The following is a 21,212-nucleotide window of genomic DNA, read 5'->3' as shown; positions in this document are numbered from 1 at the left end:
GTAGAACGTCGGGGTTCTCGCGGACCGTCGGGGGACCTGAGAAACGTCGGTGTCGACCGGCAAACGAACGCCCGGTCCGCCCACCAGACGACGAATCCCGCCACAGGACGGCCGGCCAGGCCTTGACACCCACTTGACACCCGGCCCTCCTGGATGCTTACTTAGTTACATAAGTAATGAACCAAGGAGGTGAGGTGGACGACTCCCAGCCCCTCTACCTGCAACTCGCCCAGGAGATCGAACGCCAGATCGTCGAAGGCGGGCTGAAGGAGGGCGACCAGATCCCCTCCACCAACGAGCTGGCCGGCTTTTACCGGATCAACCCGGCGACCGCCGGCAAGGGCGTCAACCAACTGCTGGCGGGCGGTCTGGTCGAGAAGCGCCGTGGCATCGGCATGTTCGTCGCCCCTGGTGCCACCGAACGGCTCCGCAGCCGACGCCGAGCTGCCTTCGCCGACGAGTACGTACGCCCCCTGCTCGCGGAGGCCCGACGGCTGGGCATCAGCCTGGACGACCTCACCGCGCTCATCCATCACACCGCCGGCGGCCTGCCGGCGGACCAGTCCTCAGGAGTGTGACGCCATGTCCACCACCACGGTGGCGCCCGTCATCCGCACCCACCGACTCACCAAGCGCTACGGCGAGCTCACCGCCCTCGACCGGCTCGACCTCGCCGTGCCGGCGCAGCGGATCGTCGGCCTGCTCGGCCGCAACGGCGCCGGCAAGACCACGCTGATGCAGGTCCTCACCGGCCAGATCTTCCCCGACGACGGGGAGGTGGAGGTCTTCGGCGAGTCCCCGGCGGAGAACCCCCGGGTGCTTGGCCGGGTGTCGTTCGTCGCGGAGGCGCAGAAATACCCCACCTCGTTCCACGCGCGCCACGTCCTCGCGGTCGCGCCGTGGTTCTTCCCCGGCTGGGACGCCGACCTGGCTGCCTCGCTCGTCGACAGCTTCCGCCTCCCGCTGCGCCGGCCGATCGTGAAGCTGTCCCGCGGCGAACTGTCCATGGTCGGCATCATCGTCGGGCTGGCCTCCCGGGCACCGCTGACCTTCTTCGACGAGCCCTACCTGGGGCTGGACGCGGTGGCCCGCCAACTGTTCTATGACGTGCTGCTGGCCGACTATGCCGAGCGGCCGCGGACGATCGTCATCTCCACCCACCTGATCGACGAGATCTCGCCGCTGCTCGACCACATCCTGCTGATCGACCGGGGCCGTCTCCTCCTCGACGCCGATGCCGAGGTCGCTCGCGGGTCGACCACCGTCGTCTCCGGCGCCACCTCGGCGGTCGACCGCTTCGTCGAGGGTCGTACGGTGCTCGCCCGGCACAGCACGGGCCCGCTGGCCCGGGCCACCGTCGGCGAGTCGTACGACGCTCTCGCCGGCCCCGCCGCGGCGGCCGGCCTCAGCGCAGAACCGGTGACCCTGCAACAGCTCCTCATCGATCGGACCGCCGGCTCCCGACAAGGACGTACCTCATGACAGCCATCACCCGCCCGACCTCCCGCGAGACCGACACGCACCGCTCCCCCGGCCCCCTGCAGCACATCGTCCGGGTGACCCGACTCCAGTTCGTCGACCTGTGGGTCCTGGGCTGGACCCCGGCCATCATCATCGCGGCGGCCCTGCTGTTCAGCATCGCCATCGCCCTGATCATCGTCCACGCCGGCGGCGTCGACCCGGCGGCGATGCAGGAGGGGATGAGGTACAGCTGGGCGGTGCTGTCGCCGATCTGGTACCTCATCGTGGTCGGCGTCCAGGCGGTGGCGACCACCCTCCAGTTCGCCCTCGGCATCGGCGCGACCCGCCGGGACTACTGGCTGGGCACCACGCTGGCGTTCACCGTGTTCTCGGCCGTGTTCGCGCTGGCCTTCGCAGCCCTCCGGGTGGTTGAGCTCGTGACCGGTGGCTGGGGCACCCACACCGTCGTCTTCGACGCCCTGTGGTACCACGGCCTGCCCTGGTGGCTCGGGGCGTACGCCACCTTCACGCTCAGCCTGACCGCGCTCCTCGTCGGCGCGGCGCTGACCACCTGCTACATGCGGTGGCGGGTCACCGGCGTGCTCACCGTCGGGCTGTCGCTGGCCGGGGCCCTGCTGGCCGCCGTCGCCGTGCTCACCTGGCTGCGGGCGTGGCCCGCCCTGATCAGGTGGTTCGCCGGGCTCGGTGTCGCCGGGATCTTCAGCCTGGTGCTGGCCGTCGCCGCCCTCGCCGGCGCGGCCGGCTACCTGGTCGTCCGCCGCGCCACCCCGCGCTGAACCCACCCGCGCTGAACCCACCCCGCGATACCCCCCGCTGGCCCCACCCCCAATGCAGTTCGCCCGCGCGACGGTGCTGAACGACAGACACCATCGCGCGGGCGAAGCGGATGACCAAGTGGGTCGACCCGCAGGTTGAGCGGTCAGAGCACCATCGGGCGCACCTGCGGACCGATCGGACGCAGCAGCTTGGTCGATCCGCTGAGGAAGGCGTCCACGCCAGCGGCGCAGGAGCGGCCCTCGGCGATCGCCCAGACGACCAGCGACTGGCCACGGCCGGCGTCACCGCAGGCGAAGACGCCCTCGACACCGGTCATGTAGTCGTCGTCGCGCACCACGTTGCCGCGACGGTCCAGGCTCACCCCGAGCTGGTCGACCAGGTCCTCCGCCTCCGGGCCGACGAAGCCCATCGCCAGCACGACCATGTCGGCCGGGATCACCCGCTCCGATCCCTCGACGGGGACGAACCCTCCGGAGCCGTTCGGCTTCACCTCGACCAGCCGCAGCTCGCGGACATGGCCCGCCTCGTCCCCGATGAACTCGGTGGTCGACGTCTCGAAGACCCGCTCGCCGCCCTCCTCCTGGGAGGTGGAGACCCGCCAGACCGCCGGGTAGGTCGGCCACGGCTGGTGGGCCGGCCGGTCCTCGCCGGGGGCCGGGAAGATCTCCAGCTGAGTGACCGACGCGGCGCCCTGGCGCAGCGCGGTGCCGATGCAGTCCGAGCCGGTGTCGCCGCCACCGATCACCACGACGTGCTTGTCGGTGGCCACGATCTGGTTCTCGACCGTACGGCCCCGGGCGACCCGGTTGGCCTGCGGCAGGTAGTCCATCGCGAAGTGGATGCCCTCCAGCTCGCGGCCCGGCGCCGGCAGGTCACGCGGCTTGGTCGAGCCCATCGCCACCACGACGGCGTCGTAGCGCGACTTCAGCTGCGTCCAGGTGATGTCGGTGCCGATGGTGACACCGGTGCGGAAGATGGTGCCCTCGTCCTTCATCTGCCGGATCCGACGGTCCAGGACGGACTTCTCCATCTTGAACTCGGGGATGCCGTAGCGCAGCAGACCGCCCGGCACGTCGGCCCGCTCGAACACCGCCACCGTGTGGCCCACCCGGGTCAGCTGCTGGGCGACGGCCAGGCCGGACGGGCCCGACCCGACCACGGCGACCGTGTAGCCGGTGTGCCAGTCCGGGGCCTGCGGCTGGATCAGCCGGTCGTCCCAGGCGCGCTCGGCGATCGAGACCTCGACACCCTTGATCGCCACCGGGTCGTCGTTGATGCCGACGACACAGGCCGTCTCGCACGGCGCCGGGCACAGCCGCCCGGTGAACTCCGGGAAGTTGTTCGTGGCGTGCAGTCGGTCGGACGCGGCCTGCCAGTCGTCGCGCCACACCAGGTCGTTCCACTCCGGGATGATGTTGCCGAGCGGGCAGCCGAAGTGACAGAACGGGATGCCGCAGTCCATGCAGCGGGCCGCCTGCGTCGGGATGATCGGCAGGAACGCCGCGGCCGGGCCGCCGGGGTAGACCTCGTTCCAGTCCTTCACCCGTTCCTCGACATCGCGCCGCTGCGGGTGCTCGCGCGGGAACTTCATGAAACCACGGGGATCAGCCACGGGTCGCCTCCATCATCCTGGCGGTGGTCGCATCGTCGTCGAGGCCGTCGGCCTCGGCCTGGGCCCGAGCCGCGAGGACCCGGGCGTAGTCACGGGGCAGCACCTTGGTGAACCGCTCCCCGATCACGGTGTCGGCGGCCTCACCGCTGAGCAGCCGGTCGGCGACCGCCGAGCCGGTCTCCACTCGGTGTCGCTCCAACAGTGTACGGACCAGGGCGATGTCGGTGGCGTCCAGCGTCTTCGGGTCGGCCAGCTCGGTGTTCAGCCGATGCGGGTCGAGGTCGAGGACGTACGCCACGCCGCCGGACATGCCGGCCGCGAAGTTACGCCCGGTCGGGCCGATCACCACCACGGTGCCGCCGGTCATGTACTCGCAGCCGTGGTCGCCGACGCCCTCGACCACCGCGGTGGCGCCGGAGTTGCGGACGCAGAAGCGCTCGCCGACCTGGCCGCGCAGGAACAGCTCACCGGACGTGGCGCCGTAGCCGATCACGTTGCCGGCGATGATCTCGTCCTCGGCGACGAAGGTCGCGTCGGCCTGCGGCCGGATGATCACCCGACCGCCGGACAGGCCCTTGGCGACGTAGTCGTTCGAGTCGCCGACCAGCCGCAGGGTGAGCCCCTTCGGGATGAAGGCGCCGAAGCTCTGCCCGCCCGACCCGGTGAGGGTGATGTCGACGGTGTTGTCCGGCAGCCCGCGGCCCTCGGTGGCCATGGTGATCTCGTGGCCGAGCAGCGTGCCGACCGTACGGTGCACGTTGCGCACCGCGATCGTCCCGCGGACCGGCTGCGGCGTGCGCCCCTCCCGGGCCGCGGCGAGGACCGGCGCGACCAGGTCCATCAGCTCCATGTCGAGCTGCTTGTCGAGGTCGTGGTCCTGGTCGACGACGTGGCGACGGGCGGTCGTCTCCGGCACCGACGGCTGGAACAGCACCGGGCTGAGGTCCAGGCCGGCCGCCTTCCAGTGGTCCTCGGCGGAGCGGGTGTCCAGCTGGTCGGAACGGCCGATGGCCTCCTCCAGGGTGCGGAAACCGAGCTCGGCGAGGATCTCGCGGACCTCCTCGGCGATGTACTCGAAGAAGGTCTCGACGAACTCCGGTCGACCGGTGAACTTCGCCCGCAGCTCCGGGTTCTGGGTGGCGACGCCGACCGGGCAGGTGTCCAGGTGGCAGACCCGCATCATCACGCAGCCCTCGACCACCAGCGGAGCGGTCGCGAAACCGAACTCCTCGGCACCCAGCAGGGCGGCGACGACGACGTCACGGCCGGTCTTCATCTGGCCGTCGGCCTGGACGACCACCCGGTCGCGCAGCCCGTTGGCGATCAGCGTCTGCTGGGTCTCGGCCAGGCCGAGCTCCCACGGGGTGCCGGCGTGCTTGATCGAGGTCAGCGGCGCCGCACCCGTGCCACCGTCGTGGCCGGAGATCAGCACCACATCGGCCTTCGCCTTGGCCACGCCGGCCGCGACCGTGCCGACGCCGGACTCGGAGACGAGCTTGACGTGGATCCGGGCCACCGGGTTGGCGCACTTCAGGTCGTGGATCAGCTGCTTGAGATCCTCGATCGAGTAGATGTCGTGGTGCGGCGGCGGCGAGATCAGGCCGACGCCCGGCGTCGAGTGCCGGGTCGAGGCCACCCACGGGTAGACCTTCTGGCCGGGCAGCTGGCCGCCCTCACCGGGCTTGGCGCCCTGGGCCATCTTGATCTGGATGTCCTCGGCGTACGACAGGTATTCCGAGGTCACCCCGAAGCGGCCGGAGGCGACCTGCTTGATCTTCGAGCAGCGCTCCGGGTCGTGCAGCCGGTCCGGATCCTCACCGCCCTCACCGGTGTTCGACTTCGCGCCGAGCCGGTTCATCGCGATCGCCAGCGTCTCGTGCGCCTCCCGGGAGATCGAGCCGTACGACATGGCGCCGGTCGCGAACCGCCGGATGATCGACTCGATCGGCTCCACCTCGTCGATGTCGATCGGCTGGCGGTTGTGGCGGAACTTCAGCAGGCCTCGCAGCGTCATCAGCCGCTCGGAGGTGTCGTTGACCCGGTCGGTGTACTGCTTGAAGACGTCGTAGCGCCGGTTGCGGGTGGAGTGCTGGAGCCGGAAGACGGTCTCCGGGTCGAAGAGGTGGTCCTCGCCCTCGCGGCGCCACTGGTAGTCGCCGCCGATCTGCAGCCGCCGGTGGGCCAGCGGGATGCCGTCCACCGGGTAGGCGACGTCGTGGCCGGCACGGATCTGCCGGTGGACCTCTTCCAGCCCGATGCCGCCGATCTTCGACGTGGTGCCGGTGAAGTACTGGTCGACCAGCTCCTGGGACAGTCCGACGGCCTCGAAGATCTGTGCGCCGGTGTAGGAGGCCACCGTGGAGACGCCCATCTTGGACATCACCTTCAGCACGCCTTTGCCGAGAGCCTTGGCGACGTTGGCGACGGCCTTCTCCGGCGCGACGGTCACGAAGGTGCCGGTGCGGGCCAGGTCCTCGGCGGTCTCGAACGCCAGGTACGGGTTGACCGCGGCGGCGCCGTAGCCGATCAGGGTGCTGACGTGGTGCACCTCGCGGACGTCGCCGGCCTCGACGACGATGCCGACCTTGGTGCGGGTCTTCTCCCGGACCAAGTGGTGGTGGATCGCCGCGGTGAAGAGCAGCGACGGGATCGGCGCCCACTCCTGCTTGGCATGCCGGTCGGAGAGCACCAGGATCCGGGCGCCGCCGGCGATCGCCGCGGACGCCTCCTCACACAGCTCCTGGAGGCGGGCCTCCAGTGCCTCGGTGCCGGCCTCGATCGAGTACAGCCCACGCAGCACGTGCGACTGGTAGCCGGGCAGCGTGCCGTCCTGGTTGATCCGGACGATCTGGGTCAGTTCGTCGTTGTTGAGGATCGGGAAGGGCAGCACGATCTGGCGGCAGGACGCCGGGGTCGGCTGGAGCAGGTTCTGCTCGGGGCCGATGGTGTTGAACAGGCTGGTGACCAGCTCCTCGCGGATGGCGTCCAACGGCGGGTTGGTGACCTGGGCGAAGTGCTGGACGAAGTAGTCGAACATCAGCTTCGGTCGCTGCGACAGCACCGGGATCGGGGCGTCGGTGCCCATCGCCCCGATCGGCTCGGCACCGGTGTTCGCCATCGGTGCGAGGACCTTGCGCAGCTCCTCCTCGGTGTAGCCGAAGACCTGCTGGCGGCGGGTGACCGAGGCGTGGGTGTGCACGATGTGCTCGCGCACCGGCAGTTCGGAGAGGTTGAGCCGGCCGTCGCGCAGCCACTCACCGTACGGCGCCCGGGCGGCGAGCCCCGCCTTGATCTCCTCATCAGGGACGATCCGGTGCTCCGACAGGTCGGCGAGGAACATCTGGCCGGGCTTCAGGCGGCCCTTGGCACGGACGTCGTGGTCGGGGATGTCCAGCACGCCGGACTCCGAGGCGAGCACCACCAGGCCGTCGTTGGTGATCCAGTAGCGGCCGGGGCGCAGACCGTTGCGGTCCAGCACGGCGCCGATCTGGGTGCCGTCGGTGAAGGTCATACAGGCGGGGCCGTCCCACGGCTCCATCAGACAAGCGTGGTACGCGTAGAAGTCACGCACCTCCTGCGGCATGTCGTGGTTGTTCTCCCACGCCTCCGGGATCATCATCAGCACCGCATGCGGCAGGCTGCGGCCGGCCAGGTTGAGCAGTTCGACGACCGAGTCGAAGGACGCCGAGTCGGAGGCCGTCGGCTCACAGATCGGGAAAAGCCGATCCAACGAGCCCGGGATCAGCGGGGTGTCGAGCAGCGCCTCGCGGGCGCGCATCCAGTTCTTGTTGCCACGGACGGTGTTGATCTCACCGTTGTGGGCGACCATCCGGAACGGGTGGGCCAGCTCCCACGCCGGGAAGGTGTTGGTGGAGAAGCGGGAGTGCACCACGGCCAGCGCCGAGGCCATCCGCTCGTCGTGCAGCTCCGGGAAGACCTCCTCCAGCTGCATCGTCGTCAGCATGCCCTTGTAGACCAGAGTCCGGGCGGACAGCGACGGGAAGTAGACCTCGGCCTCACGCTCGGCACGCCGACGCAGACCGTAGACGGCCCGGTCGACCTCGACCCCGGTCCGGCCGCCCGCCACCGGGGTGACGACCAGGTGCTCGAAGTGCGGCATCACGTGCAGGGAGATCGGGCTCAGCGTGTCGGTGACGACGGGCACCGGACGCCAGCCGACGACCCGCAGGCCCTCCTCGACGGCGATCTGCTCGACCTCGCGGCGGGCCGCGTCGCGACGGGACTCCTTCGCCGGCAGGAACGCCATGCCCACCGCGTACGTTCCGGGAGCCGGCAGCGGGAAGTCGCAGACCTCGCGCAGGAACGCGTCGGGCACCTGGAGGAGGATGCCGGCACCGTCGCCGGCCGCCTCGTCGGCGCCGGTGGCGCCACGGTGGTCGAGGTTGCGCAGGGCCTCGAGGCCCTGTTCGAGGATCCGGTGAGAGGGTTCGCCGCTCAGGGTGGCGACAAAGGCCACGCCACATGCGTCATGTTCGTACATCGGGTCATAGAGACCCGAGCCGGCGATGCCCTCCCGTGCCTGGAGCGCACTGTCAGGAGCCATGTTCTTCCCCTCGGACAGGCCGCGTCGTCACCTCAACGGTGAGAACGGGCGGTGAACGGTGACCTGGTCGGCGGCGAGGTGGCCACCAACCGGCGAGACCGTGCGGATGTGGGACGGCCGTCGGCTCCGTTGCGCGGCGGCAGTGTTCCAAGGACACATAATCGACCAAGGAAGCGGCTCTGTAAATAGCTGCCGGGACGTGTAACACAATTTGACCGGCTCTGTAACACAGTCGTCATCTGCGCCGGGCGTCGTCGGCGCGGGTCATCCGCGGCCGTACGGCGACATCCCGCGGGCCCGGCGGGAGCGCACGTACGTCCAGCCGGTCGCCACCCCGCCGATCACCGCGCTGAGGGCGATCACCCAGGCGGCCTTCAGCACGCCGGCCTCCTCGGGCAGCAACAGGTAGAGGGCTACCAGCAGCCCCCAGTGGAACAGGCTCGCCACCAGCAGCTGCCCGTGGCGCATCTCCTCCACCACGGCGCCGATCATCACCGACCAGCCCATCGCGGCGACCACCCAGAGCAGCCCGTACGCCACCCCGAACCGCCAGGTCGGCCCGCTCAGCACCCCCCAGGTCAGGCCGGTGGCCAGCGAGCCGAGGAACCAGCCGTACGCCGCACCGAAGGTCGGTCGGACGATGCCGCGCCAGGCGAGTTCCTGGGCCAACGCGAGCGGAAGGTAGGCCACCACCCGCACCGCGAAGGGCAACCCGGCGTCGAGATCGATGCGCTGGGCCGGCAGCCAACCGAACATCAGGCAGAGCTGGTTCCAGACCACCATGGTGGCGATCGCCATCAGCAGCAGCGCCACGCCGCGGCGCACCACCCGGAGGGTGATCCGCAGGTCGAACCGGGTCCGCAGCCCCGGCAGCCGGCGCCGGGTCAGCAGCACCAGACCCACCCCGGCCAGCGGGGCGAGGGCCGGCAGGTCCAGCCGCCCGGAGTCCCGCAGCGACCACCCCAGCAGCAGCCGGTCCGCGGCGATGAGGAGGGCCACCGGCAGCGCCAGGACGGCGACGACGAGCCAGGTATCGGCGGTGGTGGGACCCGACGCCGGTCCGGCCGGCGGACGGGTCGCGGTGGCGACGGCGGAACGGGCGGCACTCATGCGGCCGGCGCCTCCGACGCACGAGCACCCCGCGGGTCGACGGTCTCGGGGTCCTCCCGGGTGCGGTGACGGCGGCGGGTGATCAGGAAGGCGACGATCCCTCCGATGAACACCACCAGGGAGACGTACTCGTTGATCCGCCAGGTGCCGATGTGGTTGGCGGTGTCGATCCGCAGGCCCTCGACCCAGAACCGTCCGAAGGTGTAGAGCACCACGTACAGCCAGAAGACCTGACCGTGGCCGAGCTGGAGGCGTCGGTCGAGCAGCACCAGTGCCAGGGCGACCAACAGCACCCAGATCAGCTCGTAGAGGAAGGTTGGCTGGAACGTGGCGTACTGCTCGTAGCCGGCCGGCCGGTGCAGCGGGTCGATCTCCAGACCCCACGGCAACGTGGTGGGACGACCGAAGAGCTCCTGATTGAACCAGTTGCCGAGGCGCCCGATCCCCTGCGCCACCGCCACGCCGGGGGCGAGGGAGTCCGCCATCGCGGCGAACGAGGCGCCCCGTCGGCGACAGACCAGCCAGACGGCCAAGGCGCCGGCGGCGACAGCGCCCCAGATGCCCAGGCCGCCGCGCCAGATGTAGAGGGCCTCGATCGGGTGCCGGCCGGGACCGAAGTAGAGCTGGTGATCGGTGATCACGTGGTAGAGCCGGGCGCCGATGATGCCCACCGGCACCGCCCACAGGATCGCGGTCTCCAGGGTGTCCTGGCTGCCACCGCGGGCCTTCCACCGGCGGGACGCGATGATCCAGGCGACGACGATGCCGGTGAGGATGCACAGCGCGTACGCCCGGATCGGCAGCACCAGGCCGGTGCCCGGGATCGGTAGCTCCCAGACCCCCTGCGGCGGGCTGGGGATCGACAGGGGCACCAGCGCCGTCGAGGTGAACGGGAGCAGGGTCATCGGGTCGCCTTTCGGGTCAACGCCGGGCGGGTCGCCGCCCGGCGCGTCATGGGGCCACGGACACTCTAGCCAGTGCGCCGCGAGGCGGCCCTCAGCGGGCGGTGCGGACCCCGCCGGCCAGGTCGGCGGTCAGCGCGCGCAGAGCGGTGAGGTCATCCGGACGACCCGCGTCGTCGGCGTCCAGCAGCGTACGCACCAGCGCCGAACCGACGATGACGGCGTCGGCGTACGCCCCGATCTCCGCCGCCTGCGCACCGTTCGAGACGCCCAGGCCGATCCCGACCCGGGTGTCCGGGCTGAGCGCCCGGACCCGCTCGGTGAGCACCCGGCCGGCGTCCGAGGTGGTGTCCCGGGCGCCGGTGACGCCCATCACCGCCGTGGCGTAGAGCCAGCCGCGGGCCGCGTCGGCGGTCAGCCGGATCCGCTCGTCGGTGGAGGACGGGGCGACCAGGTAGATCCGGTCGACGCCGTGGGCGTCGGTGGCCGGGATCCAGTCGTCGGACTCGTCGGGCGTCAGGTCGGGGGTGATCACCCCGGCGCCGCCGGCGTTGCGGAAGTCACGGGCGAACGCGTCGCAGCCGTACTGTTCGATCAGGTTCCAGTAGGACATCACGCACGGGATCGCGCCGGCGGCGGCGACCGCCTCGGTCGCCGCGAGCACGTCGCGGACCCGGACCCCCCGCTCCAGCGCGCGGGTGGCGGCGCGCTGGATGGTCACCCCGTCCATCATCGGGTCGGAGTACGGGATGCCGATCTCGACGATGTCGGCGCCCGGCCCGTCGCCGGGGTCGACCAGGGCACGCATCGCGTCGAGGGATCCCGGGACGGTCGGGTAGCCGACCGGCAGGTAGCCGATGAACACGGCGCGGCGCTCGGCTGCGGCGCGGTCGAAGGCCGGGGTGCAGTTGCCGGGTGCGGTCATCTCACATCTCCTCGGGGCGCGGGTCGGCGTGGGCGGCGACGTCCTCGGGCAGCTCCACCGGGTCGCCGCCCTGGGTCGCATCGACCTGGCCGGTCAGCCCGAACCACCGGGTGGCGGTCCGGACGTCCTTGTCCCCGCGGCCGGAGAGGGTGACCATGATCAGCGGTCGGGCGTCGGGGTCGGTCTCGGCGAGCCGTCGGCCGAGCCGCATCGCGCCGGCCACGGCGTGCGCCGACTCGATCGCCGGCATCAGGCCCTCGGTCCGAGTGAGCAGCCGGAAGGCCTCCATCGCCTCGGTGTCGGTGACCGGCTCGTACGTCGCCCGGCCCTGGTCGTGCAAGTAGGAGTGCTCCGGGCCGACGCCGGGGTAGTCGAGTCCGGCCGAGATGGAGTGGGACTCCTGGGTCTGGCCGTCCTCGTCCTGGAGCAGGTAGGTCCGGGTGCCGTGCAGCACGCCGACCGACCCGCCGGTGATCGAGGCGGCGTGCCGGCCGGTCTCCACCCCGTCGCCACCGGCCTCGAAGCCGTACAGGGCGACCGAGCCGTCCGGGATGAAGTCGGCGAAGGAGCCGAGCGCGTTCGAGCCTCCGCCGACGCATGCACAGACGGCGTCCGGTAGTCGGCCGTACGTCGCCAGGAACTGGCCGCGGGCCTCGGTCGAGATGACCCGCTGGAACTCGCGGACGATCTTCGGGAACGGGTGCGGACCGGCGACGGTGCCGATCAGGTAGTGGGTGTGGTCGACGGTGGCGACCCACTCGCGCATCGCCTCGTTCATCGCGTCCTTCAGCGTCGCCGAGCCGGACTCGACGGCGATCACCTCGGCGCCGAGCAACTGCATCCGGGCGACGTTGAGGGCCTGCCGGTCGGTGTCGACCTTGCCCATGTAGATCCGGCACTCCAGCCCCATCAGGGCGGCCGCGGTGGCGGTGGCGACACCGTGCTGGCCGGCGCCGGTCTCGGCGATCACCCGCTTCTTGCCCATCCGCCGGGTCAGCAGCGCCTGGCCGAGGACGTTGTTGATCTTGTGCGAGCCGGTGTGGTTGAGGTCCTCGCGCTTGAACACGATCCGGGCGTTGCCGCAGTGCCGGGAGAACTGCTTCGCCTCGGTCAGCGGGGTGGGACGGCCGGCGTAGTTGACCCGCAGGTCCTCCAGTTCGGCGGCGAAGTCGGAGTCGCGCAGCGCGTCCTCGTACGCCTCCTCGAGCTCGGCGAGGGCGGCGTACAGCGCCTCGGGAACGAACTTGCCGCCCAGTCGGTCGAAGTGGCCGCGGGCGTCCGGCATCGGGCGGCCGTCCCAGGGCCGCTGCCCGGCAAGATTGCGTACGGTCTCGGTGCGTACGGTCTCGGTGGACGCAGTGTCAGCCACGGTGGGCCTCCTTCATGGCGCGGACCCCGGCGACCGGGTCGCCGCCGGTGACGAGGGCCTGACCGATCAGTGCGACGTCGGCGCCGGCCTCGGCGAAGGCCCGGACGTCGGTTGGGGTGCGGACGCCCGACTCGGCGACCCGGACGATGCCGGCCGGGACCAGCGGGGCGAGCCGGCCGAAGGTCGCGGTGTCCACCTCGAGGGTCTTCAGGTTGCGGTTGTTGATGCCGATCAGCACCGCGCCGAGGTCGACGGCGCGGCGGACCTCGTCGGCGGTGTGCGCCTCGACCAGCGGGGTGAGCCCCAGGTCGAGGGCGGTGGCGTGCAGGGCGGCCAGCTCGGTGTCGGTGAGCGAGGCGACGATCAGCAGGGCAAGGTCCGCCCCGGCGGCCCGTGCCTCGTAGAGCTGGTAGGCGTCGACGATGAAGTCCTTGCGGAGCACCGGGATGTCGACCCGGGCCCGGACGGCGACGAGGTCGTCCAGGGTGCCGCCGAAGCGATGCCGCTCGGTGAGCACCGAGATGGCGTCCGCGCCACCCCGGGCGTACGCCTCGGCGAGGGCCGCCGGATCGGCGATCTCCGCCAGCGCACCGGCCGACGGGCTGGACCGCTTGACTTCGGCGATCACCGCGATCCCGGGCGCGCGGAAGGCGGGCAGCGGGTCCCGGGTCGGCGGCAGCGCCTCGATCCGACGCACCAGCTCGTCCTGCGTGGTGAGCGCCCGGCGCTCCTCCATGTCGGAGCGGGCCCCCTGGTTCAGCTCGTCGAGCACACCCATGCGGCTCTCCCTTCCGTTCACCTGTCAGTTCTACCCCACCGGCCCTGACGTCCCGAGCAGTGGAACAGCCGTGGGCGCCGGGCTGATGGCCGCGAAACATCGATGGGCGCCGCGGACCGACGGCCCGGGCGCCCATGGATCTCGGCTCAGTGCGTCCTAGACGTTGTCGCGCCCCATCCCGCGCAGCGCGGCCCAGGTGATCCAGGCGGCCAGCGCGATGACGCCGGCGATGATCAGCAGGGTCAGGTTCGGGGCCGGCACCATGCCGACCACGGCCACGACGACGGCGACCATGAAGATGATGGAGAACGCGTACGAGGCCGGCGACTTGCCGTGGTGGTACTTCTCCTCGGGGGCGTGCCCGATCGCGCTGTGACTCATCCTTGATTCTCCCTGTCCGGTGACGCTTCGTGGGGCGCTTCCTGCTCCGCCGAGGGTAGCGCAGAACCGGAGGTCGGGTCGACGCCTGCGTCCAGTGCTTTCCACACGGCGGTCGCATCGTCGAGGTCGACCGGCCCGGCACCCCGCTCGAAGCGGGAGCGGCGGGTCTCCCAGCGCGGGGCGAGCACGGTCAGCAGGGCGCCGCCGAGGGCGACCAGCAGCCCGGAGGCGGCATAGATCCAGGGCCACGCGGTGCCGGTCAGGGTGTACTCCACCGAGAGGGTGACCGTACGCAGTGCCTCGGCGACCACGTCCGCGGCCGGCCGGGGCCGAGCGACGCCCACCGCGACCATCCCCGCGCCGGCCAGCAACAGCACGGCGCCGAGGATCTGCCGGCCGCGGGCGGCGAGGGTGAGGGAGAGCAGCAGACCCGCGACGGTGACCACGGCCAGCGCCTGGCTGAGACTGCCACTGGAGACGGTGCCGGTCAGCGGGGCGGTGCTGCCGCCGGCCGCCGCCTGCCACCACGCCTGGGCGCCGGTCGCGAACGCACCGACGGTGCCGACCAGCAGGGCACCGTACGCCACGGTCCGCCAGCGGGCGGTCATGCCGGGGCCCCGCCCAGTCCGCGCCAGGCATCGGCGGTGGCGATCGCCCGGACCACGGCCATCGCCTTGTTGCGGCACTCCTGGTTTTCGTTGGCCGGGACCGAGTCGGCGACGATCCCCGCACCGGACTGCACGTACGCCGTGCCGTCCTTCATCAGGGCCGTACGGATCGCGATCGCCACGTCCGCGTTGCCGGCGAAGTCGAAGTAGCCGACCACCCCGCCGTACACCCCGCGCCGGCTCACCTCCAGGTCGTCGATGATCTCCATCGCCCGCACCTTCGGCGCCCCGGACAGTGTCCCGGCCGGAAAGCAGGACAGCACCGCCTGGACCGCGTCGACATCGTCGCGCAGCCGCCCGGTGACGCCGGCCTCCAGGTGCATCACGTGCGAGTAGCGGCGGACCTTCATGAACTCGATCACCGTGACGGTGCCCGGCACGCTCACCCGGCCCAGGTCGTTGCGGCCCAGGTCGACCAGCATGACGTGCTCGGCACGTTCCTTCTCGTCGGCCAGCAGCTCCTGTTCCAGGGCGACGTCCTCGGCGGGCGTGCGCCCCCGGGGCCGGGTGCCGGCGATCGGGTGGGTGACCGCCTCCCGATCGGTGACGGTGACCAGCGCCTCCGGGCTGGACCCGACGATGTCGAAGCCGTCCAGCCGTAGCAGGTAGAGGTAGGGGCTGGGGTTGATCCGGCGCAGCACCCGGTAGACGTCCAGTGGGTCGGCCTGGGTGCAGATGTCGAAGCGCTGCGAGACCACCACCTGGAAGACCTCGCCGGCCCGGATCTCCTCGACGGCTGCCTCGACCGCCGCCTCGAACTGCTCCGGCGTACGCTGCTCGATCACCTCGGGTGCGCTGACCGAGTCGTCCACCGCCCGGACCAGCGGCTGCGCGGGCTCGGCCAGCCGACCGGCCATCGCCCGCACCCGCGCCACCGCGTCGGCGTACGCCTCGTCGACCCGCTCGTCGGTCGCGTCGTGGTTGATCGCGTTGGCGATCAACCACAGTTCGCCGGTGCGGTGGTCGAGCACCGCCAGATCGGTGGCCAGCATCATCACCAGTTCGGGCACCTGCAGGTCGTCGACGTTCTCGTCGGGCAGCAGCTCCAGGCGGCGCACGATGTCGTAGCCGAGGTAGCCGACGAAGCCGTTGACGAACGGCGGCAGCCCCTCGGGCCGGCCGGTGCGCAGCACCCGGAGGGACTCCCGCAGCACCTCCAGCGGCTCGCCCTCGGTCGGCAGGCCGACCGGCGGCCGGCCGGTCCAGACCGCACGGCCGTCGCGTTCGGTCAGCGTCGCGCCGCTACGGACCCCGATGATCGACCAGCGGGAGAAGACGCCATCCTCGGCGGACTCGAAGAGGAACGTGTGCGGCTCGTCGCGGGCCAGCGCGGCGTAGAGACCGACCGGGGTCTCGGTGTCGGCGAGCACCTTCGTCCACACCGGGATGACCCGGCTGGTCCGGGCCTGCTCGCGGAAACCTTCGGGGCTCGGACTGATCGGCAGCTCACTCATCGGAGTCCCCGGGGCCGTGCAGGTCGATGACGCGGGCGTCGAGGAGATGGGTGTCGAAACAGGACCGGGTGCCGAGGTGGCAGGCCGCGCCCTCCTGCTCGACCTGCAACAGCAAGGTGTCGCCGTCGCAGTCGAGCTCCACCCGGCGCACCCACTGCCGGTGGCCGCTCTCCTCCCCCTTGACCCACAGCGTGCGCCGGCTACGCGACCAGTACGTAGCGCGTCCGGTGGTCAGGGTGAGGGCGAGCGCCTCGTCGTTCATCCAGGCCATCATCAGCACCCGGCCGTCGGTCGCGTCCTGGGCGATCGCCGGGACGAGGCCGTCTGGAGTGCGGGTGAGCAGTGCCGCGACCTCCGCGGGGAGGATGGGATCGGTCGCCATGGTTCAGCCCAACCGTTCGAGGATGATCTCGCGCACCTTGGCCGCGTCGGCCTGGCCACGCATCTCCTTCATCACTGCGCCGATCAGCGCGCCGGCCGCCTGCACCCGGCCACCACGGATCTTGTCGGCGACGTCCGGGTTCGCGGCAATGGCCTTGTCGACCGCTGCACCGAGCGCCCCGTCGTCCGAGACGACCGCCAGGCCACGGGCGGCCACCACCTCGGCCGGCTCCCCTTCGCCGGCCAGCACGCCGTCGTACACCTGGCGAGCCAGCTTGTCGTTGATGGTGCCGGCGTCGACCAACGCCTGGACCGCGGCGACCTGGGCCGGGGAGACGCCGACCTCGTCGAGCGTCACGCCGGCCTCGTTGGCTCGCCGGGCCAACTCGGTGGTCCACCACTTGCGGGCGGCCTGGGCGGGTGCGCCGGCAGTCACCGTCGCCTCGACCAGGTCGAGCGCGTCGGCGTTGACCACGTCGCGCATCTCCAGGTCGCTGAAGCCCCAGTCGGCCTGCAGTCGGTTGCGCCGCTTGGTGGGGTGCTCCGGCAGGGTGGCCCGCAGTTCCTCGACCCACTCCCGGCTCGGTGCGATCGGCACCAGGTCGGGCTCGGGGAAGTAACGGTAGTCCTCCGCCTCCTCCTTGGACCGACCGAAGGAGGTCTCGCCGAGGTGCTCCAGCCAGTTGCGGGTGCACTGCTCGACGGTGCCGCCGTCCTGCAGCACTGCGGCCTGCCGCTGGATCTCGTACGCCACCGCGCCCTCGATGGACCGGAAGGAGTTGATGTTCTTGGTCTCGGTGCGGGTGCCGAGCGTCTGCCGGCCCCAGGGGCGCAGCGAGACGTTGGCGTCACAGCGCAACGAGCCCTCGTTCATCCGGACGTCCGAGACGCCGAGCGCCCGCATCAGGTCCCGGATCGTCTCCACGTAGCGGCGGGCGACCTCCGGGGCCCGGGCCCCGGCGCCGGTGATCGGCCGGGTGACGATCTCGATCAGCGGCACCCCGGCCCGGTTGTAGTCGAGCAGTGAGTAGTCGGCACCGTGCAGCCGGCCGGTGTCGCCACCCAGGTGGGTCAGCTTGCCGGCGTCCTCCTCCATGTGGGCCCGCTCGATCTCGACCCGGAACACCTCGCCGTCGGACAGCTCGACGTCCAGGTAACCGTCGTATGCGATCGGCTCGTCGTACTGGCTGGTCTGGTAGTCCTTCGGCATGTCGGGGTAGAAGTAGTTCTTCCGCGACATCCGACACCACTCGGCGATCGAGCAGTTCAGCGCCAGGCCCATCCGGATGGCCGACTCGACCGCCTTGGCGTTGATCGCCGGCATCGAGCCCGGCAGGCCGAGGCAGACCGGGCAGGTGTGGGTGTTCGGCGCGGCGCCGAACGCGGTGGAGCAACCGCAGAACATCTTCGACGCGGTGTTGAGCTCGACGTGGACCTCCAGGCCGATCGCCGGCTCGTACGCCTCGAGGGCGTCGTCGTAGGACAGGATCGGCTCGCTCATCGGGTGACCTCCGTCGTCGTTGCGGTCGGGGCGAGCACCGGGACACGGTCGAGCAGCGAACCGCCCCAGCGGTCGGTCAGCGTACGTTCCAGCGCGGCGCCGACCCGGTAGAGCCGGTCGTCGGCCTGGTGGGGCGCCATCACATGGAAGCCGATCGGCAGGCCGTCGGTGGTCAGCCCGGTGGGGAACGACCCGGCGGCGTTGCCGGCCAGGTTCGTCGGGATGGTGCACAAGTCGTTGAGGTACATCGCCATCGGATCGTCGACCCGCTCCCCCAACCGGAAGGCCGCGGTCGGCGTGGTCGGCGAGACGAGGACGTCCGCCCGGGCAAACGCGGCGGTGAAGTCCTGCTGGACCAGGGTGCGGACCTTCTGCGCGGAGCCGTAGAAGGCGTCGCGATAGCCGGCCGACAGGGCGTACGTGCCGAGGATGATCCGCCGCTTCACCTCGGCGCCGAACCCGGCCTCGCGCGACAGCGCCATCACCTGCTCGGTGGAGCGGGTGCCGTCGTCCCCGAGCCGCAGGCCGTAGCGCATCGCGTCGAAGCGGGCCAGGTTGGAGGAGGCCTCGCTCGGCAGGATGAGGTAGTAGGCCGCGAGGGCGTACTCGAAGTGTGGGCAGGACACCTCGACGATCTCGGCGCCCAGGCCGGACAGCAGGTCCACGGTGGCGCGGAAGTTTGCCTCGACCTCGGGCGCGTAGCCCTCGCCGCCCAACTCCTTCACCACACCGATCCGCAGGCCCTTCACGTCGCCCGCCCGGGCGGCTGCCACCACCGGCGGCACCGGGGCGTCCAGCGAGGTCTGGTCCTTCGGATCGTGGCCGGCGATCACCTCGTGCAGCAGCGCTGTGTCGAGGACCGTACGACCGCACGGGCCGGGCTGGTCGAGACTGGAGGCCAGCGCGATCTGACCGTAGCGGGAGGTGCCGCCGTAGGTCGGCTTCACCCCGACGGTGCCGGTGAAGGCGGCCGGCTGGCGGATCGAGCCGCCGGTGTCGGTGCCGATCGCCAGCGGCGCCTCGAACGCCGCCAGCGCCGCGGCCGAGCCGCCCCCCGAACCGCCCGGCACCCGGGTGAGGTCCCACGGGTTGTTCGTCGGCCCGTACGCCGAGTTCTCCGTGGAGGAGCCCATCGCGAACTCGTCCAGGTTGGTCTTGCCGAGGATGACGATGCCGGCGTCCAGCAGACGCTGGGTCACCGTGGCGTGGTACGGCGGGCGCCAGCCCTCGAGGATCTTCGACCCGGCGGTCGTCGGGATGCCCTTCTGGGCGAGGACGTCCTTCAGGGCGAGCGGCACACCGGCAAGCGGGCCGACCTGCTCTCCGGCGGCGATCCGGGCGTCGACGGCCGCGGCCTGGGCGAGGGCACCCTCCTCATCGACGCTGAGGAAGGCGTGCACCACCCCGTCGACGGCGGCGATCCGGTCCAGGTGGGTGCGGGTGACCTCGACGCTGGAGACCTCCCCGCCGGCGATCGCTGCGGCCAGGTCGGTCGCGCTCGCCGTGATCAGCGTGCTGGCGTCCATGCTCACTGCTCCTCTCCCAGGATCCGCGGGACCCGGAAACGGTCGTCCTCCCGGTCCGGCGCCATCGCCAGGACCTCCTCCACAGGCAGCGAGTCGTGCACCTCGTCGGCCCGGAAGACATTCGTCATCGGGACCGGGTGGGAGGTGGGCGCGACGTCATCGGTGGCCACGTCGGTCACCCGGGCGACCGCCTCGAGGATCACGTCCAGCTGGGGGGCCAGATGGGCCAGCTCCTCCGGGGAGAGGTCGATGCGGGCCAGCTGTGCCAGCTTCGCGACCTCGTCTTGGCTCAACGCCACGGTGCTACTCCTTGGGTCCGGGGATCTCATGTCCGCACCGCTCATCCTAGAGCCGACCACCGACACCGCCCGCCGGGCGACCGTGCCGGGACCATCGCGGGGACGTCGGTGGCATCGGCGATGTGAACACTGTGTGACACCTTTGTCGCCGAAGTCCTCCGGTTTGCCGCGGCAGGCGGTCCGGAGGGGAGAATGCTGCTGTGTTCCTGATGCGAGTGTCCATGCCCGACCGACCCGGTGCCCTCGGCGCCGTCGCCTCCGCCGTCGGCCTCGTCGGCTGCGACATCAAGGCGATCGAGATCGTGGAGAGCCGTGACGGCCACGGCATCGACGACTTCATGCTGGAGATCCCGACCGGCGTGCTGCCCGACACCGTGGTCAGCGCCTGCCAGGAGATCACCGGGGTCGAGGTGCTGTGGATCTCGCGGCACTACGACGGCGGCACCCTGCAGAGCGACCTGGAGACGCTGGAGCAGATGACGCGCGATCCCGAGCACGCCGCCGAGGTGCTGGTCGACAGCGCCCCCGCCGTCTTCCACTGCCAGTGGAGCGTGCTGGTCGAGCGGGAGGCGGACGCCGCCGTCACGTACGCCACGCCGATGGCGCCCGACCTGGACGCCGACGTGCTGGGACGGGTCGGCGACCTCACGAAGGCCGGGTCGGCGGAGATGTCGGCCGGGTGGGTGCCGGCCTGGAGCGACACGGCCCTGGCCTGGGCGCCGATCGGCACCGACCGCGCCATCCTGGTCGGTCGGACCGGCGGGCCGGTCTGGCTGCCCTCCGAGATCGCACGGCTGCGCCACCTCTCGGCCCTGGCCGACTGATCCGTGCCGGAGCTGCCGCTGCCGTACGGGGCGGGCTGGTTCACCGGCTTCCTGGCGGCGCTGGTGTACGGGCTGGTGGGCGCCGTCGTGCCGGTGGCCAACGCCGAGGCGTACGCGGTCGCCGCGGGTGCCCTGCATCCGGCCGGCTCGGTCGCCTCGATCCTCGGACTGACGCTCGGCCAGGGCATCGGCAAGATGGCGATGTTCTGGGGGGTGCGCCGCGGCAAGGACCTGCCGTTCTTCCACCCGCGGCGACCCAAGGGGGCGACGGGCGACGGCGCGATGCTCGCTGCTGATGCTCCGGCTGTGGACGGTCCGGGTGGGACGGCCGGCGGCGGAGCCACCCCGGTCCGTCACGAGGCGGATCTGGGACCGATCCGCCGCTGGTGGTCGCGCACCGTACGGGTGTCGCTGCGGCTGGTCGGTGACACCCGCGCCGGGCTGCCGCTGGTCTTCGCCGCAGCCGTGGTCGGCTTCCCGCCGCTCTACCCGGTGGTGCTGGTCGCGGGGGCCTCACCGATCCCGGGGTGGAGCTTCGGCCTGGTGATGTCACTGGGCCGCGGGCTGCGGTTCGCCCTGCTGGCCTGGGGTGGCAGCGGCCTGGCCGGCCTGCTGGGGTAGACGGTGCTGGGTAGGCGGTGCTGGGCAGGCCGTGCTGG

Annotated in this window: 19 protein-coding genes; 5 read left to right on the top strand and 14 right to left on the bottom strand. The window is 71.4% G+C overall.

The genetic code is table 11. From position 1 onward, the window contains the following. Nucleotides 1-194: 194 nt before the first annotated feature. Genes R0146_RS12085 through R0146_RS12075 form a run of 3 tightly spaced genes read left to right on the top strand, consistent with a single transcriptional unit; the run spans nt 195 to nt 2,258 of the window. A complete protein-coding gene (locus R0146_RS12085; protein WP_317690022.1) occupies nt 195-578 on the top strand; it encodes a GntR family transcriptional regulator in 384 nt (127 codons plus the stop codon). Between the two features lie 4 nt (nt 579-582). Then, nucleotides 583-1,482 (top strand): ABC transporter ATP-binding protein, encoded by a 900-nt coding sequence (locus R0146_RS12080; protein WP_317690020.1) that lies wholly within the window; start codon nt 583-585, stop codon nt 1,480-1,482. Next, nucleotides 1,479-2,258, top strand: a complete 780-nt coding sequence (locus R0146_RS12075) for a hypothetical protein (protein WP_317690015.1) — start codon at nt 1,479-1,481, stop codon at nt 2,256-2,258. Before R0146_RS12080 ends, R0146_RS12075 begins: the two co-directional genes overlap by 4 nt. A 143-nt stretch (nt 2,259-2,401) precedes the next feature. On the opposite strand, the gene R0146_RS12070 is transcribed toward R0146_RS12075, so the two are convergent. The 14 genes from R0146_RS12070 to gatC all read right to left on the bottom strand — a co-directional run bounded on the left by R0146_RS12070 (nt 2,402) and on the right by gatC (nt 19,759). Then, nucleotides 2,402-3,871 (bottom strand): glutamate synthase subunit beta, encoded by a 1,470-nt coding sequence (locus tag R0146_RS12070; RefSeq protein WP_317690014.1) that lies wholly within the window; start codon nt 3,869-3,871, stop codon nt 2,402-2,404. Continuing rightward, nucleotides 3,864-8,435 (bottom strand): glutamate synthase large subunit, encoded by a 4,572-nt coding sequence (gene gltB, locus R0146_RS12065; protein ID WP_317690012.1) that lies wholly within the window; start codon nt 8,433-8,435, stop codon nt 3,864-3,866. The genes R0146_RS12070 and gltB overlap by 8 nt, the downstream gene beginning before the upstream one ends. A gap of 264 nt (nt 8,436-8,699) precedes the next feature. After that, a complete protein-coding gene (locus R0146_RS12060; protein WP_317690010.1) occupies nt 8,700-9,545 on the bottom strand; it encodes a hypothetical protein in 846 nt (281 codons plus the stop codon). After that, entirely contained in the window at nt 9,542-10,420 is an 879-nt protein-coding gene (gene lgt, locus R0146_RS12055) for a prolipoprotein diacylglyceryl transferase (RefSeq protein ID WP_411567202.1), read from the bottom strand. Before lgt ends, R0146_RS12060 begins: the two co-directional genes overlap by 4 nt. A 121-nt stretch (nt 10,421-10,541) precedes the next feature. Beyond that, on the bottom strand, nt 10,542-11,372 hold the full coding sequence (gene trpA, locus R0146_RS12050; RefSeq protein WP_317690006.1) for a tryptophan synthase subunit alpha: 831 nt from the start codon (nt 11,370-11,372) through the stop codon (nt 10,542-10,544). A 1-nt stretch (nt 11,373) separates the two neighbouring features. Beyond that, complete coding sequence (gene trpB / locus R0146_RS12045) at nt 11,374-12,657, bottom strand: tryptophan synthase subunit beta (protein WP_317692404.1); 1,284 nt, start codon at nt 12,655-12,657, stop codon at nt 11,374-11,376. A 76-nt stretch (nt 12,658-12,733) separates the two neighbouring features. Further along, nucleotides 12,734-13,519, bottom strand: coding sequence for an indole-3-glycerol phosphate synthase TrpC (trpC, locus tag R0146_RS12040; RefSeq protein ID WP_317690003.1), 786 nt, complete (start codon nt 13,517-13,519; stop codon nt 12,734-12,736). Between the two features lie 156 nt (nt 13,520-13,675). Further along, nucleotides 13,676-13,900: a hypothetical protein gene (locus R0146_RS12035; RefSeq protein WP_317690000.1), complete on the bottom strand. Its 225-nt coding sequence runs from the start codon at nt 13,898-13,900 to the stop codon at nt 13,676-13,678. Beyond that, entirely contained in the window at nt 13,897-14,508 is a 612-nt protein-coding gene (locus R0146_RS12030) for a Trp biosynthesis-associated membrane protein (protein WP_317689998.1), read from the bottom strand. Before R0146_RS12030 ends, R0146_RS12035 begins: the two co-directional genes overlap by 4 nt. Then, complete coding sequence (locus tag R0146_RS12025) at nt 14,505-16,022, bottom strand: anthranilate synthase component I (protein WP_317689996.1); 1,518 nt, start codon at nt 16,020-16,022, stop codon at nt 14,505-14,507. The genes R0146_RS12030 and R0146_RS12025 overlap by 4 nt, the downstream gene beginning before the upstream one ends. Further along, nucleotides 16,015-16,404 (bottom strand): phosphoribosyl-AMP cyclohydrolase, encoded by a 390-nt coding sequence (gene hisI, locus R0146_RS12020; RefSeq protein WP_317689994.1) that lies wholly within the window; start codon nt 16,402-16,404, stop codon nt 16,015-16,017. Before hisI ends, R0146_RS12025 begins: the two co-directional genes overlap by 8 nt. 3 nt (nt 16,405-16,407) lie before the next feature. After that, nucleotides 16,408-17,904, bottom strand: a complete 1,497-nt coding sequence (gene gatB, locus R0146_RS12015) for an Asp-tRNA(Asn)/Glu-tRNA(Gln) amidotransferase subunit GatB (RefSeq protein WP_317689991.1) — start codon at nt 17,902-17,904, stop codon at nt 16,408-16,410. Then, a complete protein-coding gene (gene gatA, locus R0146_RS12010; RefSeq protein WP_317689989.1) occupies nt 17,901-19,430 on the bottom strand; it encodes an Asp-tRNA(Asn)/Glu-tRNA(Gln) amidotransferase subunit GatA in 1,530 nt (509 codons plus the stop codon). Before gatA ends, gatB begins: the two co-directional genes overlap by 4 nt. A gap of 2 nt (nt 19,431-19,432) precedes the next feature. Then, complete coding sequence (gene gatC, locus R0146_RS12005; protein ID WP_411567150.1) at nt 19,433-19,759, bottom strand: Asp-tRNA(Asn)/Glu-tRNA(Gln) amidotransferase subunit GatC; 327 nt, start codon at nt 19,757-19,759, stop codon at nt 19,433-19,435. A 191-nt stretch (nt 19,760-19,950) separates the two neighbouring features. Here gatC and R0146_RS12000 point away from each other — a divergent pair, with 191 nt between their 5' ends. Beyond that, nucleotides 19,951-20,553 carry an ACT domain-containing protein gene (locus tag R0146_RS12000; RefSeq protein ID WP_317689983.1) on the top strand — a complete coding sequence of 201 codons (603 nt, stop codon included), beginning with the start codon at nt 19,951-19,953 and terminating at the stop codon, nt 20,551-20,553. Between the two features lie 3 nt (nt 20,554-20,556). Then, nucleotides 20,557-21,174 (top strand): hypothetical protein, encoded by a 618-nt coding sequence (locus R0146_RS11995; RefSeq protein WP_317689980.1) that lies wholly within the window; start codon nt 20,557-20,559, stop codon nt 21,172-21,174. The last annotated feature ends 38 nt before the right edge of the window (nt 21,175-21,212 follow it).

The organism is Raineyella sp. LH-20 (genome assembly GCF_033110965.1).
In the GTDB taxonomy this organism is placed as follows: domain Bacteria; phylum Actinomycetota; class Actinomycetes; order Propionibacteriales; family Propionibacteriaceae; genus Raineyella.
Note: the sequence above shows the minus strand (reverse complement) of the source record. Positions and strands in the feature narration are given on the sequence as shown.

What these genes read in the sequence shown, in the direction of transcription:
- R0146_RS12080 (WP_317690020.1), top strand. Translation starts at nt 583, where the DNA reads ATGTCCACCACCACGGTGGCGCCCGTCATCCGCACCCACCGACTCACC.
- R0146_RS12075 (WP_317690015.1), top strand. Translation starts at nt 1,479, where the DNA reads ATGACAGCCATCACCCGCCCGACCTCCCGCGAGACCGACACGCACCGC.
- gltB (WP_317690012.1), bottom strand. Translation starts at nt 8,435, where the DNA reads ATGGCTCCTGACAGTGCGCTCCAGGCACGGGAGGGCATCGCCGGCTCG.
- R0146_RS12060 (WP_317690010.1), bottom strand. Translation starts at nt 9,545, where the DNA reads ATGAGTGCCGCCCGTTCCGCCGTCGCCACCGCGACCCGTCCGCCGGCC.
- trpA (WP_317690006.1), bottom strand. Translation starts at nt 11,372, where the DNA reads ATGACCGCACCCGGCAACTGCACCCCGGCCTTCGACCGCGCCGCAGCC.
- trpB (WP_317692404.1), bottom strand. Translation starts at nt 12,657, where the DNA reads ATGCCGGACGCCCGCGGCCACTTCGACCGACTGGGCGGCAAGTTCGTT.
- trpC (WP_317690003.1), bottom strand. Translation starts at nt 13,519, where the DNA reads ATGGGTGTGCTCGACGAGCTGAACCAGGGGGCCCGCTCCGACATGGAG.
- R0146_RS12035 (WP_317690000.1), bottom strand. Translation starts at nt 13,900, where the DNA reads ATGAGTCACAGCGCGATCGGGCACGCCCCCGAGGAGAAGTACCACCAC.
- R0146_RS12030 (WP_317689998.1), bottom strand. Translation starts at nt 14,508, where the DNA reads ATGACCGCCCGCTGGCGGACCGTGGCGTACGGTGCCCTGCTGGTCGGC.
- R0146_RS12025 (WP_317689996.1), bottom strand. Translation starts at nt 16,022, where the DNA reads ATGAGTGAGCTGCCGATCAGTCCGAGCCCCGAAGGTTTCCGCGAGCAG.
- hisI (WP_317689994.1), bottom strand. Translation starts at nt 16,404, where the DNA reads ATGGCGACCGATCCCATCCTCCCCGCGGAGGTCGCGGCACTGCTCACC.
- gatB (WP_317689991.1), bottom strand. Translation starts at nt 17,904, where the DNA reads ATGAGCGAGCCGATCCTGTCCTACGACGACGCCCTCGAGGCGTACGAG.
- gatA (WP_317689989.1), bottom strand. Translation starts at nt 19,430, where the DNA reads ATGGACGCCAGCACGCTGATCACGGCGAGCGCGACCGACCTGGCCGCA.
- gatC (WP_411567150.1), bottom strand. Translation starts at nt 19,759, where the DNA reads ATGAGATCCCCGGACCCAAGGAGTAGCACCGTGGCGTTGAGCCAAGAC.
- R0146_RS12000 (WP_317689983.1), top strand. Translation starts at nt 19,951, where the DNA reads ATGCCCGACCGACCCGGTGCCCTCGGCGCCGTCGCCTCCGCCGTCGGC.